General features: G+C 59.1%; 15 protein-coding genes. 2 read left to right on the top strand and 13 right to left on the bottom strand.

Annotation, left to right across the window (positions count from 1 at the left end; translation table 11 throughout):
- Window positions 1-209: 209 nt before the first annotated feature.
- The 4 genes from ACP26L_RS05405 to ACP26L_RS05390 form a co-directional block, all read right to left on the bottom strand.
- Complete coding sequence (locus tag ACP26L_RS05405) at window positions 210-668, bottom strand: transposase (RefSeq protein ID WP_426451525.1); 459 nt, start codon at window positions 666-668, stop codon at window positions 210-212.
- Window positions 665-1,327: an IS110 family transposase gene (locus ACP26L_RS05400; protein ID WP_426451524.1), complete on the bottom strand. Its 663-nt coding sequence runs from the start codon at window positions 1,325-1,327 to the stop codon at window positions 665-667. Before ACP26L_RS05400 ends, ACP26L_RS05405 begins: the two co-directional genes overlap by 4 nt.
- A gap of 261 nt (window positions 1,328-1,588) precedes the next feature.
- Window positions 1,589-5,188, bottom strand: a complete 3,600-nt coding sequence (locus tag ACP26L_RS05395; RefSeq protein ID WP_426451523.1) for an S-layer homology domain-containing protein — start codon at window positions 5,186-5,188, stop codon at window positions 1,589-1,591.
- Between the two features lie 283 nt (window positions 5,189-5,471).
- Window positions 5,472-5,918 (bottom strand): GNAT family N-acetyltransferase, encoded by a 447-nt coding sequence (locus ACP26L_RS05390; RefSeq protein WP_426451522.1) that lies wholly within the window; start codon window positions 5,916-5,918, stop codon window positions 5,472-5,474.
- A 344-nt stretch (window positions 5,919-6,262) separates the two neighbouring features.
- On the opposite strand from ACP26L_RS05390, the gene ACP26L_RS05385 reads away from it, so the two are divergent.
- Complete coding sequence (locus tag ACP26L_RS05385) at window positions 6,263-6,958, top strand: hypothetical protein (protein ID WP_426451521.1); 696 nt, start codon at window positions 6,263-6,265, stop codon at window positions 6,956-6,958.
- Between the two features lie 167 nt (window positions 6,959-7,125).
- On the opposite strand, the gene ACP26L_RS05380 is transcribed toward ACP26L_RS05385, so the two are convergent.
- The 9 genes from ACP26L_RS05380 to ACP26L_RS05340 form a co-directional block, all read right to left on the bottom strand.
- A complete protein-coding gene (locus ACP26L_RS05380) occupies window positions 7,126-7,368 on the bottom strand; it encodes a hypothetical protein (protein ID WP_426451520.1) in 243 nt (80 codons plus the stop codon).
- Between the two features lie 250 nt (window positions 7,369-7,618).
- The gene (locus tag ACP26L_RS05375) at window positions 7,619-8,311 is read right to left on the bottom strand and encodes a hypothetical protein (protein WP_426451519.1); all 693 of its coding nucleotides are present in this window, start codon (window positions 8,309-8,311) and stop codon (window positions 7,619-7,621) included.
- A gap of 243 nt (window positions 8,312-8,554) precedes the next feature.
- The gene (locus ACP26L_RS05370) at window positions 8,555-9,202 is read right to left on the bottom strand and encodes a response regulator (RefSeq protein ID WP_426451518.1); all 648 of its coding nucleotides are present in this window, start codon (window positions 9,200-9,202) and stop codon (window positions 8,555-8,557) included.
- Entirely contained in the window at window positions 9,183-10,259 is a 1,077-nt protein-coding gene (locus ACP26L_RS05365) for a histidine kinase (RefSeq protein WP_426451517.1), read from the bottom strand. Before ACP26L_RS05365 ends, ACP26L_RS05370 begins: the two co-directional genes overlap by 20 nt.
- A gap of 66 nt (window positions 10,260-10,325) precedes the next feature.
- Window positions 10,326-10,976, bottom strand: coding sequence for a cell wall-active antibiotics response protein LiaF (gene liaF / locus ACP26L_RS05360; RefSeq protein WP_426451516.1), 651 nt, complete (start codon window positions 10,974-10,976; stop codon window positions 10,326-10,328).
- A gap of 173 nt (window positions 10,977-11,149) precedes the next feature.
- Window positions 11,150-11,845, bottom strand: a complete 696-nt coding sequence (locus ACP26L_RS05355; RefSeq protein WP_426451515.1) for a PspA/IM30 family protein — start codon at window positions 11,843-11,845, stop codon at window positions 11,150-11,152.
- Between the two features lie 2 nt (window positions 11,846-11,847).
- The gene (locus tag ACP26L_RS05350) at window positions 11,848-12,339 is read right to left on the bottom strand and encodes a PspC domain-containing protein (RefSeq protein WP_426451514.1); all 492 of its coding nucleotides are present in this window, start codon (window positions 12,337-12,339) and stop codon (window positions 11,848-11,850) included.
- Window positions 12,336-13,013: a PspA/IM30 family protein gene (locus tag ACP26L_RS05345; protein ID WP_426451513.1), complete on the bottom strand. Its 678-nt coding sequence runs from the start codon at window positions 13,011-13,013 to the stop codon at window positions 12,336-12,338. Before ACP26L_RS05345 ends, ACP26L_RS05350 begins: the two co-directional genes overlap by 4 nt.
- A gap of 98 nt (window positions 13,014-13,111) precedes the next feature.
- On the bottom strand, window positions 13,112-13,411 hold the full coding sequence (locus tag ACP26L_RS05340; protein ID WP_426451512.1) for a LiaF transmembrane domain-containing protein: 300 nt from the start codon (window positions 13,409-13,411) through the stop codon (window positions 13,112-13,114).
- 577 nt (window positions 13,412-13,988) lie between these two features.
- On the opposite strand from ACP26L_RS05340, the gene ACP26L_RS05335 reads away from it, so the two are divergent.
- Window positions 13,989-14,417 (top strand): hypothetical protein, encoded by a 429-nt coding sequence (locus ACP26L_RS05335; RefSeq protein ID WP_426451511.1) that lies wholly within the window; start codon window positions 13,989-13,991, stop codon window positions 14,415-14,417.
- Window positions 14,418-14,444: the final 27 nt, after the last annotated feature.

The raw sequence follows: 14,444 nt of genomic DNA, 5'->3' as shown, positions 1-14,444 counted from the left end.
GATTACATACGACCAGAGAGTTTCCTGCTAACTATCAACGCACATAAAGCTCCTGTTCCCTTGCTTTGTGCAGCGGAACTACGCGGATTTCTCTCTGCCTAGCTTTGTACTTTGCCCCCGAGCCAAAGAATGTAACGCATCTTCCTCAAATCCGTTCTCTTACCACCTCCTTCTTCGTATTTTCAAACTTCTATTACAAGCACAAGCGATTATGCTGCCGCTCTTTGCTTCTGGACTTCCTTGGCTATAGCCCAGATAAATCCCAAGAGCTCCCTGGCCACGGCGGTAACGATGGTTCCTTTGTTCTTTCCCCTGAAGCTTAACCTATTAAATTTATGATGCAGTCTTTTATGCGCCTTCCAAGAGATCTCAATAATCTCCGAACTGAGCTCCTTTTGCCTCTCCCGCAGGGCTCTTCTTACAGCAGGTTTGCTCCGGTAGGTCCAGGCGGCTTCGACCAGTACCCGTCGAATATGCGCATTACCGACTTTCGTGATTCGCCCTTGCCAGCGGCTGCCTCCGCTTGAACTTTCCGAAGGTACCAATCCGGAATAACTCATGAGTGGCTGTGGGGATGCAAATCTTCCTGCAAGATCTCCGAGTTCGGCCGCAAGAGTGGTGGCCGTAATTAAAGCAACTCCATGAAGCCCTTGCAGCGCCTGAATCATGGGAGCTTGGCACCCTGCCGAAGCCTGCTGCTCCATTTCCTTTTCGTATCGCCCGATCCGGTTTGCTGCTTCCCTGATGGTGTTACGATATTCCTGAAATACGATATCTTCGCACTCGTAAAGCGTAAAGTATCCAGCCAGTTCTCGTAGGCCGATGTCCATACCTTCGTGCCGTACGGTGGCTGAAGCTGGTGTCGAAGCAGGAACTTCGTGAGCCGCTGCTTGTGCCGATTCATATCCTGGACGGCATCCTCCCGAGCCCGAACCAAATCCCGCAGTGCTTCGTCCTCGGGTGTAGGCACGTAGATTTCGGTTAACTCTCTGGCCCTGTAGAGCTGCGCTAAACGTATGGCATCCCTTTTGTCGGTTTTAATGCGCTTGTTGCCATCCAATGCTTTGGGCGCAACGACGCTGCAATGAACGAAGAGCTCAAGGAACCAACGGTACAGCTGAAACCCTGTAGGCCCGGCTTCATAGCAAACGTCGAGTTTGATCTCATCGTCCTTTGCAAGCTGCTTGACTAATTTTCGCACGGCCTCTTTGGTATGTGGAATCGTCCCCCAGAACCGTACAGGCTCATCTCGATTTTCCGTGGCGATAGCAACAGCAATTTTTTCCTTGGATACGTCTAACCCTACATACTTTGTGGACATACTCATTACTAACCGACTCCTTTTTGTTTGTAGCTCTGTTTTGGATTTGATTGGTTTATTCATTCCAAGTCATTTCCAACTTCAACCTACGTGATGCAAAGAGGTAGTCGGTTTCGTTCATTATAACTATTTCCGTTTCCCTCCACCGCTCCTCCCTAAGCTTGTTATCACAAAAGGGCTGTTTCCCTCCCCGGGAAACAGCCCTTTTGTGATTCGTGTTACTTCCTCACAGCCCGAGATACCCGCCCATCAGCGGCACGGCTCCGCTTAAAAATCCAGATGCTGCAGAAGCCGCTTGAGCATGGCCGTGGCCTGGGCGCGCGTCGTGTTTGCCTGCGGCTGCAGCATCCGCTCGGACACGCCCTGCATGAAGCCCTGCTGCAGCGCGAACGCCACCGCCTCCTGCGCCCACGGGGCCACCTTCGCCCCGTCGCGGAACCGGCTCAGCGCACCCGCGCTGCCTGCCCCCTGCGTGCCGCCCATGACGGGCGCCCCGCCTGCAGCCCCGGCACCCGCTTCGGCTTCGGCTGCGCCCTCGAAGCTCTCGTCCGTGGCCGGCTGTACGCCGGGCTCCATGCCTGCCTGCGCCGCAGCACCGGCGTCCGTCTGGACAGCCTGGCTTTCGCCCGTCGCGAACAGGATCGCCCGCCGGAACAGGGTCGCCGCCTGCTCCCGGGTCACCTCGAGCATCGGACGGAACGTGCCGTCCTCGTATCCGTCGATCAGACCCGCTTTGACCGCTTCCTCTACAGCTCCCGCATACCAGGCATCCGGTCCGACGTCACGGAAGCCCGTATCGCCGCCTCCCGGGGCCGGATGCTCGAGTCCGATCGCCCGCACGAGCAGCACCGACAGTTCGGCTCTCGTGATTGCCTGATCCGGCGCGAAGCGCTGGTCATCGAGCCCGGTGACGACGCCTTTGGCCGCGAGCTCCTCGATGTCCGCCTTGGCCCAGTGGGCCGTCGTATCCGCGAAGGACTTGGCGGCGGACTTGACCGTGAAGATCCCGCCCTGCGGCGCTTTCACGGTCAGGGTCTGCCGTCCGTCCGAAGCGGTACCCGTCTTCGCCGGCAGGTACCCCCACCGGCCCGTCTGCGGATCGAGCCACATCGCCGACGGGATCCCGCCGGAACCGGAGCCCGCCGCGGCACCGTCAAGCTTCACGGTGCGCTCCACATACTGGCCTTCGTAATCGGTCACCTCTACGCTTCCGCTCATCAACTTCATCTCTACGGGATAAGGCAGAAGCAGGGTCGCCCCCTCTTCAGCTGCCAATTCCTGGGCAAGGTTGCTCGCCTCATCCGTACGGACGCGGGTCACGACCGAGAGCTGGCCCGAGCCGTCCCCGCTCCCTGCGGCCTGCTGCAGCAGCTCGGTTGGCAGGCTTCCGGTGAAGTCCGGCAGTTGAACCGACACCCGGCTTCCCGGCGCCGCCGCCCCGCTCAGGAAGGGGGCGGTCGGCAGATCCACCACGACCGAATCGCCTGCGCCGGAGGCTTGAATCACTACCGTGCCGGATCCAATACCGCTCAGCGCCTCAGCAAGCGCGGCCTCATCTACCGTGCCTTTGCTCTGCACAATGCCTTCCGGCGTCGTCTCCGGCTGCATCACGGCCGTCACGGTCCGCTCCTGTCCCGCGGGAGGCGGACTGTAGCCGGAGCCATAGCTGGAGCCGGTATCATAACCGCCTCCATAAGACTGCTGCGGCGCAACTCCCGTGCCGGTTCCGGTTCCCGTTCCATCCGTGCTCACGCCTCCCGGCGAAGCCGTTACGCTGAGCTGGCTGGAGCGGTTCCCCGCAGCATCCACCGCCTCGACGGCAAAGGTGTAATTTTGACCTGCGGTCAGCCCTGTTACCGTATAGCTGCGGGAGTACGAGGACAGGGATTGAATCTCACTGCTGTCGCGAAGCACCTTGTAAGCCGAGACGCCCACATTGTCGGAAGCCTCCCCCCAGGTCAGCGTCACCTCGGAAGTACCGGCTTCCGCCGCCGTCAATTCGGCTCCATAATCCCAGGTCGGATCCTCCGTATCGGTGCCCCCCGTGACGGTGACATAGGCTGTAGCCGTAGTCCCGCCGTACGAAGCCGTGATCGTTGCGCTTCCAGCCGCGTACCCCCGCACGTACCCGCTGGTATCGGCTGTCGCCACCGACGGGTTCGAGCTCGTATAGCTCGCAGAGGAGGTCACTACCGTACTGTAATCATCATCGTCGTAATAAGAACTGTTGTTATAGGCCGTCAGTGAGAAATAGCTGCTGCCTCCCGCGTTGAGCGAGAAGGAGCTCGGACTGAACGAGAGAGAAGAAACGCTATTGTAGCTGGATCCGCTGACATACACCGATCCGTCATAGGTCAATCCGCCGTAGCTTACCGTGATCGTCGCCGTACCCGATGTGTTCCCGCCCTTGAGCACGCCTGACGAAGAGACGGTGGCGATCCGTGTCGAGCTGCTCGTGAAGGTCGCGTCGTCCGTAACATCCTTCGATGTCCCATCCGCATAATAAGCGGTCACGGTCAGCGAATAGCTCTGTCCCCGGTACAGATTCGCAGGCACGTCGACCGACAGCGAATCGAGCGTCGTGTGGGCATCCCCCACAGTAATATCGGCGGTGGTGGTCTTCCCCCCGAAGGCAGCCGTCAGCACGGTCTGCCCTTCCGTCAAGGCGCGGAGCACACCGCGCGACGACACGGAAGCGACGGAAGGATCGGAGCTCGTGAAGGTGACCCCGCTGCCGAGCTCCTCGGTCGACCCGTCCGAATATGTCGCCGTTACGGTGAGCTCCTGGACGTCGCCTACGGCGAGCTGGGCCGGGGCGTCCACGCCGATGGACTGCAGCTCCCGCGCAGCCCCTACCGTCAGCTCGGCTTTCGTCGAGATGCCGCCATAAGATACCGTGATGACCGCCTCCCCTTCCGCCCGTGCGGTCAATACGCCCTTAGAGGAGACGGATAGGACGGAGGGCTTGGAGCTGGCATATTTGATCCCCTCGGTAACAGCCTCCTCCGTCCCGTCATCATACAGTGCCGTCACTTCCAGCTGGTGTGTCTCTCCGATCCCCAGGCGTACAGGCGCATTCGTTTCGAGGACCTCCAGCTCGGTAGCCGCTCCTACGGTGACCTGGACCTTAGCCTTTTTGCCCCCGTAGCTGACCGTAACCACCGCCTGCCCCTCGGCCTTGGCTTTCACCACACCGGCCGCCGTGACCGAAGCGATCTTCGGCTTGCTCGAAGTGAACGTGGCGGAAGAAGTCACATCCTCCGTGTGTCCGTCCGTGAACACGGCGAGCACTTCCAGTCCGTGAGAATCCCCCTGCTGCAGCTCGAGCTCCGTTTCGTCCACCTGAATCGATTCGAGCTCAGCTTCCGGCGGAGCGTCCGCGGCCGTTCCGTAGACCTGGAACTCTGTAATGGCCCTCTTGCCGGCCGTGCTGGCCGAGGTCGTGATCCGGAAATACCGTGCCGTCACACTGCCCGCGTCCACATAGCCGGAGCCCGCCTGCTGGGTCGTGTTCTTCATCCGGCTCGCATAAGGATACCAGGTTTGGTTATCGCCGGAGAACTCAATCAGATATTTATAAATCCCGCTGCGCTCCAGATAGGCCGTCCGGACTTCCCGCACATCATAGCGCTGGCCAAGATCCACCGTAAGCCAAGACGGGCTCTGGCTGCCGCCCGGCGCCCAATACGTCCCTATATTCCCGTCCACCGCCCGGGCCGGACCGTAAGTAGCCCCTGTGACGCTGCTTGCCGCAGCCTTTTTTCCCTGTGATACCGGAACTTCCGCCGAAGCGGAAGAAGTGAAGCCGATTGAACCCGCCATTCCCAATCCCAGCGTTAAGAACAGCAGTGTCATCCACTGTTTCATCATTCATCCCTCCATTCCATAGGTGCAGGTTATAACAGCTGCCGGGAAACTGCGGCTTATCCAAGCGAGAAAAGGCTGCAGAGGCTGCAATGATAACGCTTACTCCATTTTACCAGAATGTGGGACCCGTCAATAGGTACTCTGAACTTAATTTACAAAAAAATAACCATCGCTCGAACCTTGTCGATCAAGGATTTTTCATAAAAAAAGCCCCCGTTTCGTCACGGAAGCTCCTGCGGACCTCGCTGTCTAACCCGGCGGCGTTGGCCCTTCTCTATCGTTATTAGGCCAGCGGCTTCACCATCAGGTAGCAGCGGAGCCGGACATCGTAATAGACGACTCCATAACCAAGCCGGTGATAAAACCGCTGGGCCTTTACGTTCGCCTCGTCCACCCACAGCTCCACTTCCCTGCAGCCGTAGATGAGGGCCGTCCGTTCAGCCTTCTCCATGAGACGCCGGCCGATTCCGTGTCCCTGATAGTTCGGATGCACGGCAAGCAGATCGACACGCAGCCGCTCCCTCTCCTGGGGCTTGAGCAGAATAAAGCCGGCCGGTTTACGTCCGGCTGCCGTATCCACATAGGTGATGCCCCCTGCCAGCCTTTTACGGATCAGCGCCGGTGTCAGGAGCAGCCCGGGCTTTGTCTGCCGTGCGTAGGGGGCGAGCAGTTCTTCGGTCAACCGGTAGATGGTGGCGTCGTCCTGGCGGGGAATTCGTTTGCGGATCATGGGCTGTACCGCCTTCCTGTACATGGCTTCACAGTGTATCTTATGAAGAAATAAAAGGAAGGTTCACACGGGAAACAGCGGTACAAGGGAATGTCCGTGAAGTATCTTTATTTCATATATTTTTTGGCTACAAAAGACAAAAAGGCCAGGCTTATGGCCAGAACGGCCGCGATTACAATCAAGTGAACCCAACTCATCCGGACGTAAGCTCCTTCGGGTTAAAGATAATGGATAGACTATCATACGCCGCTGCGCCCGGTGGTGTCAAGCGATCCGTGATTGCCTGCCGGAGCCCCGAGGAGTATAATGGAGTCAAAGAAATCCATCAGGAACGGAGGCGGCGTATGATTACAGCAGTGGGACAGGTTACAGGCATCTACCGTTCACAGGCCCAGTGGCAGGAGGCAGAGGAACGCCGCCTGCAGCATATTGCCGATGCGGCTGCGGCACGGCGCAGACCCGGCCAAACGCCGCAGCCCCGCTATACCTACGACCGGCAGGCCGAGTCGGCGGCCAGGAAGATGGCGGACGTCTACAGCGCCGCGGAGGCACTCGGCAGCCGGCCGGAAGCCTCTTCCGCAGACCGCCGCATCTTCGGCGATCCGGCGGACGCGGTCCGGCAGGAGCTCACGGGGCTGGTCGGGCGCTTCAACCGGCTCGCTTCCGCATTGGACCAAGCCGGCGGCCTGGTCCGGCCGGAAGTCCGCCAAGCGCTGCAGGAGTCCCTGCCTTCTTCGGCATTGGCCTCGCTTGGCGTCTCCCGCGGGGAAGACGGCTCCCTTGCCGTAGATGAAGCGCAGCTGGGGACGCTGCTGCTGAAGGACGGCGCCGCCGCAGCGCGGAGCGTCCGGGCGGCGGAGACGGGCTTCGCGGAAGCAGCCCGGCGTCTGGCGGATGCCCCGCCCGCCGGGCTGCTCGAACGCCGCAGCGGCCCCTACCGCCCGGATGCCGGCTCAGCAGTGGAGCTTCGCAGGCTGAACCCGTATGAGCAGGGGCTTCCCGTCTCCTTCACCGGGCTGCTCCTCGATACTTTCGCATAACTGGTGACCCAGGATAATCGGCTTCGCTGTCCTGTAAGGACAATGCGTGTCGGCCGCACCGGCCTTGGATGCCTGGTTATCCTTGCCGATCTGCACAGAAGCACAAGGACTCCGAACGAAACCGGGCCTTGTGCTTTTGTTCATTTGTCCCACCGGCTCCCTACTGATCAGCTCCGCGGCCTGCTTGCAAGCGCCTTCAGTGCATGCCGCATCGCCGCCGCCTTCACCCGCTTCTGTTGTTCCTCGGGTGCAGCCGCATAGAAGTCAGCACTGCCATACAATTCCAGCAGCGCCTCCTGGGCCGCCCTGAGCGCCCCATCTTCGCTTTGCAGCAGGTAGAAGACGATCTGGTAAGCATAGCTCTCGTACTGCTTCAGCACTTCCCTCTTCGCTCCTAAGGTCCACCCCATCCCCGTGTGCTCCCTTTCTCTGATGACTGCCGCTCCCGTCATGAACCGTTCCCCTCTCCCTCGGCCGCGGGAACCCCGCACTCCCTCTGCGGCCCTTTTTCCGCACAGATGAAATTCCTATTGTTATAGACGACGCAGCCGCCCCCCACCTCTCATCCCTTAAGAAAACTTTAAGAAAAGAAGCATAAAAAAAGCAGGCGGACCTCCCGGGTCCCCTGCTCTGGCCTGTTCCTATTGAAATTCTGCTTGCTTATACGCTTACAGCTTCTGCGTTTGTTGAGCTGCCCATGACAGCTGCACTGCCGTGCTCCTTGAATTTCCCTCTGCCGCTGCCGTCCGTCTTGTCCGCGCCGGAGCCTGACGCCTGCCCCGCACTGCCGCTCACCGTCACGCTATCTGTATCGCCGCTTGTCATGATACTGCCCGCAGCCGCGGATTCCTGCTTATCGGCACCCGCCGTCGCCCCGGTTTCCTCTTTCTGCGAGAAGGCCTGCTTCTCATAGGCTTCACGGGAGATCTCCATCCGGAACTGATGGAGCTTCGAATCCCAGACCACTTTATCGTTCTGGACCGTCTGTTCGATCGCCTTGCTCAGCTGCTGCTTCAGGCCTTCCTTCGTCTGTTCCGCCGTGATGGCCGATCCGTCCGGCGTATAGTTGGTATAGAAGGCTTTGAGCATATCGAGCTGCTGCAGCATCCTTTTCTTCTCCGCTTGTTCCGGATCGCCTTCCTTGCGCCGCTGCTGCTCCTGCTGTTCCTGCAGCTCCTTCGCTTCCTGCTTCTTCTTCTCGATCTCGTCGAGCGGCTCGACCGGCTTCATGTCGCCGTATTCCGGCCCGCTGCTTCGCTCCGGGTAAGACGGATATCCGTCTCCCGTCTGGTATAAGTCAAACGCATTCTTCCTTGTATGTACGGCCGTAAGGGGAACGATGCCCAGTGCCATATTGTATCCTCTCCCGGTGACTGAATCATGATGTCCTTCTACGTCTATTGTACTCGGAGGCACCGCTGAGACTCAACTGGAAAATAGATCTTACGGCCTATAAACCTCGCTCTAAATATTGGAACTCCGGATAGAAACAAGCTACGGCGACTCATACTTCCTGATATGCAAAAAACCACTGCTCAGCCTGGGCCTGCAGCGGTCTGCGGTAAGGTTGTATCCTGACCCGGTCCTGTAAGGTTCTTACTCGACCAAGCCCTGCTTGAACGCATAGATGGCCGCCTGCGTCCGGTCCTCCACCCCCAGCTTTGCCAGGATGTTCGTGACGTGAAACTTGACGGTCTTCACACCGATGAACAGCTCGTCGGCCACGTCCTGATTGGACTTCCCCGAGGCGATCAAACGGAGCACTTCCATCTCGCGCTCAGTAAGCTCCTCATGCGGCATATGAGCCGGCTTCGGCTGGCGGAAGCGGTTCATGAGCTTTGAGGCGACCTGGGACTCGAGCACCGACTGGCCGTTCACCGCCGCCCGGATCGCTTGAGCGATCTCACCCGCCCGCGAAGTTTTCAGCAGGTAGCTGAACGCTCCCGCTTCAATGACCGGATAGATTTTCTCATCGTCGATGAAGCTTGTCAGTACAATCACCTTGCAGTCCGGATGCTGCTGCAGCAGCCGCCGCGTCGTCTCGATGCCGTCCATTCCGTCCATCACGAGATCCATGAGCACGACATCTGGCTTGTATTCCATGGCCAGCCGAATGCCCTCCTGGCCGCCGCTCGCTTCCCCGACGACTTCGATTCCGTCCTCGGTGCCGAGCACAGCCGCTAGACCGATCCTGACCATCTCATGATCGTCCACGAGCAGCACCTTAATCGTCGTCTCCTCCATCCAGAGGTCCTCCTTCCGATACGATCGGTATCCGTATTTCAATTCGGGTGCCCTTGCCCGGTGCGGTAATGAGGTTCATGGAGCCCCCGATTTCGTTCACCCGTTCCTTCATGGTTACGATCCCATAGGAAGCCTGCTTCTTGGTATCGAGATCGAAGCCGACCCCGTCGTCACGAATCAACATACGTACCGCATCGGGAGAAGGTTTCACGAGCCGCACCTCCAGACGCGACGCCTTGGAATGCCGCAGGGCGTTGGACATGGCTTCCTGGGCGATCCGGAAGAGGTGGTCCTCGATCCCCTTCGGCAGCCGGATGTCCTCCGCAAGCTCCCAGTCCATCTGCATCGGCACCTTGGACGCGAGCTCCTGCATCAGCTCGATGATGCCCTCGGACAGCCGCTTGCCTTCGAGGTGAACCGGCCGCAAGTGCAGCAGAAGCGCCCGCATCTCCGACTGCGCCACCGAGGCCATCTCCTCGATGAGGTAGATCTGCCGCTGGGCCTTCTCGAAGTCCTTGTCGAGCGTGCGCAGGGCTGCCGTAGCGGTCATTGAGATCGCGAAGAGCTGCTGGGACACCGCATCGTGCAGCTCCCGGGCCAGCCGCTGCCTCTCCTCGACGATCGCTGAGTATTTGGCCTTCTGCGCAAGCTGGGCGTTATTGCTCGACAGCCTCTGCAGGGAGGAGACCTGTTCCTCCCATTTCTTCGTGATCGTATTGAGCTGCTCGCCGAGGCGGCCGATCTCATCCTCGCCAAGCGGCGGGACAGCCCGGCTGAGGTTCCCCTTCTCGAGCGAGATCATCACCTCTCGCAGCGTCTCCAGGCGGTGCTTCATCCTGGAGCTGTACCACAGGCCGTAGGAGCCGCCGATGAGCACCGCCACGGCGATCATCGACAGAGAGACCAGAATCCCCTCCCTCCAGGTCTCGAACGGCCTCAAGTAACCGCCCGATTGGAGGAAGTAGATCAGGACGGCAAACAAAACAAGGCTGAGCCCGATCGACTCCGCCATGCTTCGCCATATCATGTTGACCAGCCTTTTGCCTTGTCCGTCCATTCCGTTTCTCCTTACACCGTATTGGCTTTTAAACTTAACCGGTATATCCATGTTATAAGACCTGATCTAGACGATTTTAATATCGATATCTGCCACAATATACGAGATTTCAAGCTTGAGCTGTCTCTCGGCTGTCCAATAATTCGGTGACTGCCAGACCATCTTGTTGAGTACGCCGGCTTCCTTGTCATACCCTACGCTGGTTTGGCCGAAGAGTACGGAAGCGGTGACGGTAACCCCCATATCCTCGGGAACGATCAGATCGATATCGGCGATCACGCCCTGCAGGACGATCGTCGTCTCCTTCTGCTCGGTAATCGCGTAGCTGAGGTCCATCTGCAGCTCCCCAAGCACATTCCAGATCGACATATTGCGGAGGATCCAAGGCTCGCGGCCCCAGCGGATGCTCTCAATGAGACTCTGCTTTCTCACATGCCGGTCATCCTTGTGAACCTTGCGCATTTTGTTATAGAAGAATCCGAGAGAGATCAGGATGACGGCCGCAATCAGAGGAAGGTTCCCCCCGAGGAGCAGCAGCCCGCCGATCAGCAGAAGCAGGTAACCTTTGCGCTCCGCTCCCGAACGGATCTTGTGAACCCCCATAAGAAGAAGAAAGAGGGCCAGGACGGTGAAAAAACTGAGATGATTGTCCGCAAGCAGGAACAACCCCGCGCCAATGAGCAACAGCGCCATGTTGCGGTTTCGTTTGCGGTGCATCCGTGCCGCCCCCTTTCGTGAATTCTGGATGCCAAGCGATGGCAGGTTCCGCTATTCCGCCAAAAGCCACGGCGCGCGTTCCGCCATGGCTTTGACCTTTCATAGCATATCATAACGGGCTGGCCGCTCCAAGCACGTTTTTGCGGCCCTTCCTGAGGAGGAGCTTCTTCCGCTTAGCCTTGATCGGAGGTCAGTTTTTCTTTAAGCAGCGCGAGCTGATCGTCGATCTTCTGCTGCTTCGCCGCATCGGCCGCCGGAGCTGTTGTGAATACGGAGCCGGCATATCCTGTGCCGACATAAGGCTTGCGGGCGATTTCGGCCTCCACCTCAAGAGACATGATCTTCTCTTCCATGCGGCGGAAGCCCTTGACGGCGCTGCCGCCCTCGATGACGTTGCTTGCCGTCACTTCTGCCATCTGCTTCTTCGCCTTGGCCAGCTGGGCGCGGGAAACCAGCTCGCTGCGCTTGTTGCGCATCTGATAGTAGGCATCCTTCATCTCGTGCAGCTGCTGCACCAGCTCGGCCGCCTGGGCTTTCGCGCTCTCGTACAGGTCCGCGTACTCCGTAACCTTGCCGTCGTGGTAGAGCTTCTGCTCCAGCGCCTGGCGTGCCGCCGCTTCCTGGCCGGCCTTCAGCGCTTCCTTTGCCCCGGCTTCCGCTTGGGCCGAGAGACGGACCGACTCTTCCAGACGTTCCTTGAGCTTGCGCTCGGAGGCGATCTGGCGGGCTACCGTGACTTCCGCCGTAGCAATCTCTTCTTCCATATCGCGGAGGTACTGGTTCAGCATGATGATCGGATCTTCGACCTTGTCGAGCAGCTCGTGCAGCGAAGCCTTCGTCATATCCTTGATTCTAGAAAAAACACCCATGTTTACACATCTCCCTTGGATTGGTTTTGTTGTTTTTCGTACATCGCCACTTTGGAGCGCAGTTCCTCGATTTCCTTCCACATGGCCTTCTTCTCGATATCCTTCATCATGTCGTCCAGGTCATTCGCCTGCGGGCCGCTCTGTCCGGCCGCCTGTGTATATTCCGTCTCTTGATGACCGCCCCAGCCGTATTTCTGCGCCTTGCGGTAATGCTTCTCGGCGCGGCGCCAATCTCTCCAGGAGTGATAGGAACCGTGCCCCGGTCCAGGTCCCTGCGGTGCGCCATACTCTCCGTCGAAGCCGCCGGTCCATGGCTCGTTGGGGATGACCAGAGCCGCGATGAAGTACAGGGGAATCACCGCACCGCCCGTGAATACGGTGGTTACTACCAGAGTCAACCGAAGCAGGGTAGGATCCACATTCATTACTTCGCCAAGCCCGCCACAGAGACCGGTAATCTTGCGGTCCATGCGGGATCGGAATAATCTCGTCATCTACGGTCCCATCCTTCCTCTTGTAGTTTGCTGCGCAGCTTCGCGAGCTCCTGCTCCACTGCGGAGCCTGCGGCGCTGCTCGCCGCGTTCCAAACATCCCTTACATGCCCGCGGACTTCCCGAAGGGTGCGCGCCGTGAGCTCCATGTCGCTGACCCGCTCCTCGAGCCGGTCGAACATCCTCGGGCTGACACCGCCCATCGAGCGAAAGCGCTCGTTCATCCGCTGCTGCAGCCGCACACTCTCCAGCCGGGCGATATAATAGCTGCGCTTTGACGCTACTTCGTCGAAATCGGCCTTGAGCTGCTGTACCTGCTCTTCGAGCTCCACAATCCCGTGCTTGCTCTGTTCGTACAGCGCTTTGTACTGCGCCGCTTTCTCCTCCTGCTGCATCTTCTCCTGCAGGGCCCGGCGAGCCACCTCTTCTTCGCCAGCCTTCAGTGCCAGCAGTGCCTGGCCTTCACGCCGCTCCTTGAGCTGCTCCGCGGAGATATACTGTTGGCGGAGAGAGGAAGCGTGTGAGAGACACTGCTGGAGGAGACGTTCGGATTCGCGGATCTGCTCCGATTGGGAGGCCAGGTATTTGTCGATCAGGCGAACCGGATCTTCCGACTGCTCCAGCATCTCGTTAAAATGGGCCACAGTCAGGTCACGAAATCTTTTTCCAATGCTCATTCTTGTTCTACCACCTTTGTTAGGGATTGCCGCCGGGCCGAAGCCGGGCTGCCGTTAGTCCTTCCAGTATTCGGAGTCGGAGCTGGCGGAAAGATCCGCTAGCATGCCGACTTGCCGCGCAGAAGGGAGAAACCGTACCAGATCAGCCCCACCGCGATCAAGATGGCGAACACGCCGGACATCTTGCCGAGCAGCACGCCGCCGCCGATCAGGATCAGTGCGGCTCCGATAAACGTTCTGCCGTTTTTCATTCCCACGAAGCCGAGGCCGACGAGAGCAGCCGGGAAGAGGAAGCTCATTACGTGATGCCCGATGTGCAATCCCGTTTTGCTTGCGAGGATCATGGCGCCAAAACCGATGAAGAGAAGCGCAAGACCCGTATGCCGATTCATTCTCATGTAAGCATTCACCGCCTTTCGAAGTTCGTTGTCGCTTGCTTATGTCCTTATTCTAGGTGAATCCGGGCTCTGCCAAAACGGACCTGCGGCGGTTTTTGGAACTGGACCTAAGTCCAGTCCCCCGCCCGGCCCAGGTGCAGAAACGCCCCCGACCCGGGCGGAAGAAAAGCGCCGGAATACACGGGAAGGCGGGCGGGGGATTCTAAGTGTTCGTTGCGCTCGGGTGTATTGTTTCTCGTTCCGAACGCTCGGGTGTATTGTTTCTCGTTCCGTTGTGCTTCGCACAAAGGTCACTTTCGAAACAATACATCCTCCCTGGCTAAATTAAGGCACTGCTGTGCGGGCGTTCCGCTGCGCTGCGCACGAACCTTCAAAACTCTAGACCCTTGTTAACCTGCAACCGCCACTTGGCCGCGTGCTGCAGGGATGGAGTACCCATCTGCCGCTCCGCCTGGCTCAGTAAAAGAAAGGAGCTTCATACATGCCAACCTGCCTGTTCCGAAAGGCCGTCCTTGCGGCGGCTGCAGCACTCCTCCTGGGTGTCTTTCCCTGCTCCATGTCGTCAGCAGCTGCTGCTTTGAACCGTGACGTAGAGCCGGTATCACCGGCCAGATCGCCCAGGGAAGGAGCCTTCGTGCCTCCCGTCCAAATCTATGCTCCCGCCCTGGACAAGGTCATACGGACGCTGCCGAACACGCAGGACATCCGCGGGAGCGCCGAGGCTTGGCTGAACGCTGCCGGCGGGCTATCCCCCCGTCTCCGGCTTCAGGAGGAGAGCCGGCTCGTCCTCCGGATCCCGATGCATCCGCCGCTGCCTGTCTCCAAGGCCGGCCTGACCTTCCACTGCAGGGAGCTGTTCCTTCTGATACCGGCCCCCGGAGCAAAAGAAAATCCCCAGCTGCTGGCCTTCAGCACTGGGGAGGGAACTTACGTATTTGAATGTACATGGGACACCTTGCGTCCCTTTTGGAATCAATACAGCCTGGGGGAGCTTACCTATCATTAAGCCGCGAACAGCGCACGGCTCCCGCAG

Origin of the sequence: Paenibacillus sp. S-38 (assembly GCF_049942825.1) — a bacterium.
Classification (GTDB): domain Bacteria; phylum Bacillota; class Bacilli; order Paenibacillales; family NBRC-103111; genus Paenibacillus_G.
The sequence above is the reverse complement of the archived record's forward strand: the minus strand, read 5'-3'. Positions and strand labels throughout refer to the sequence as shown.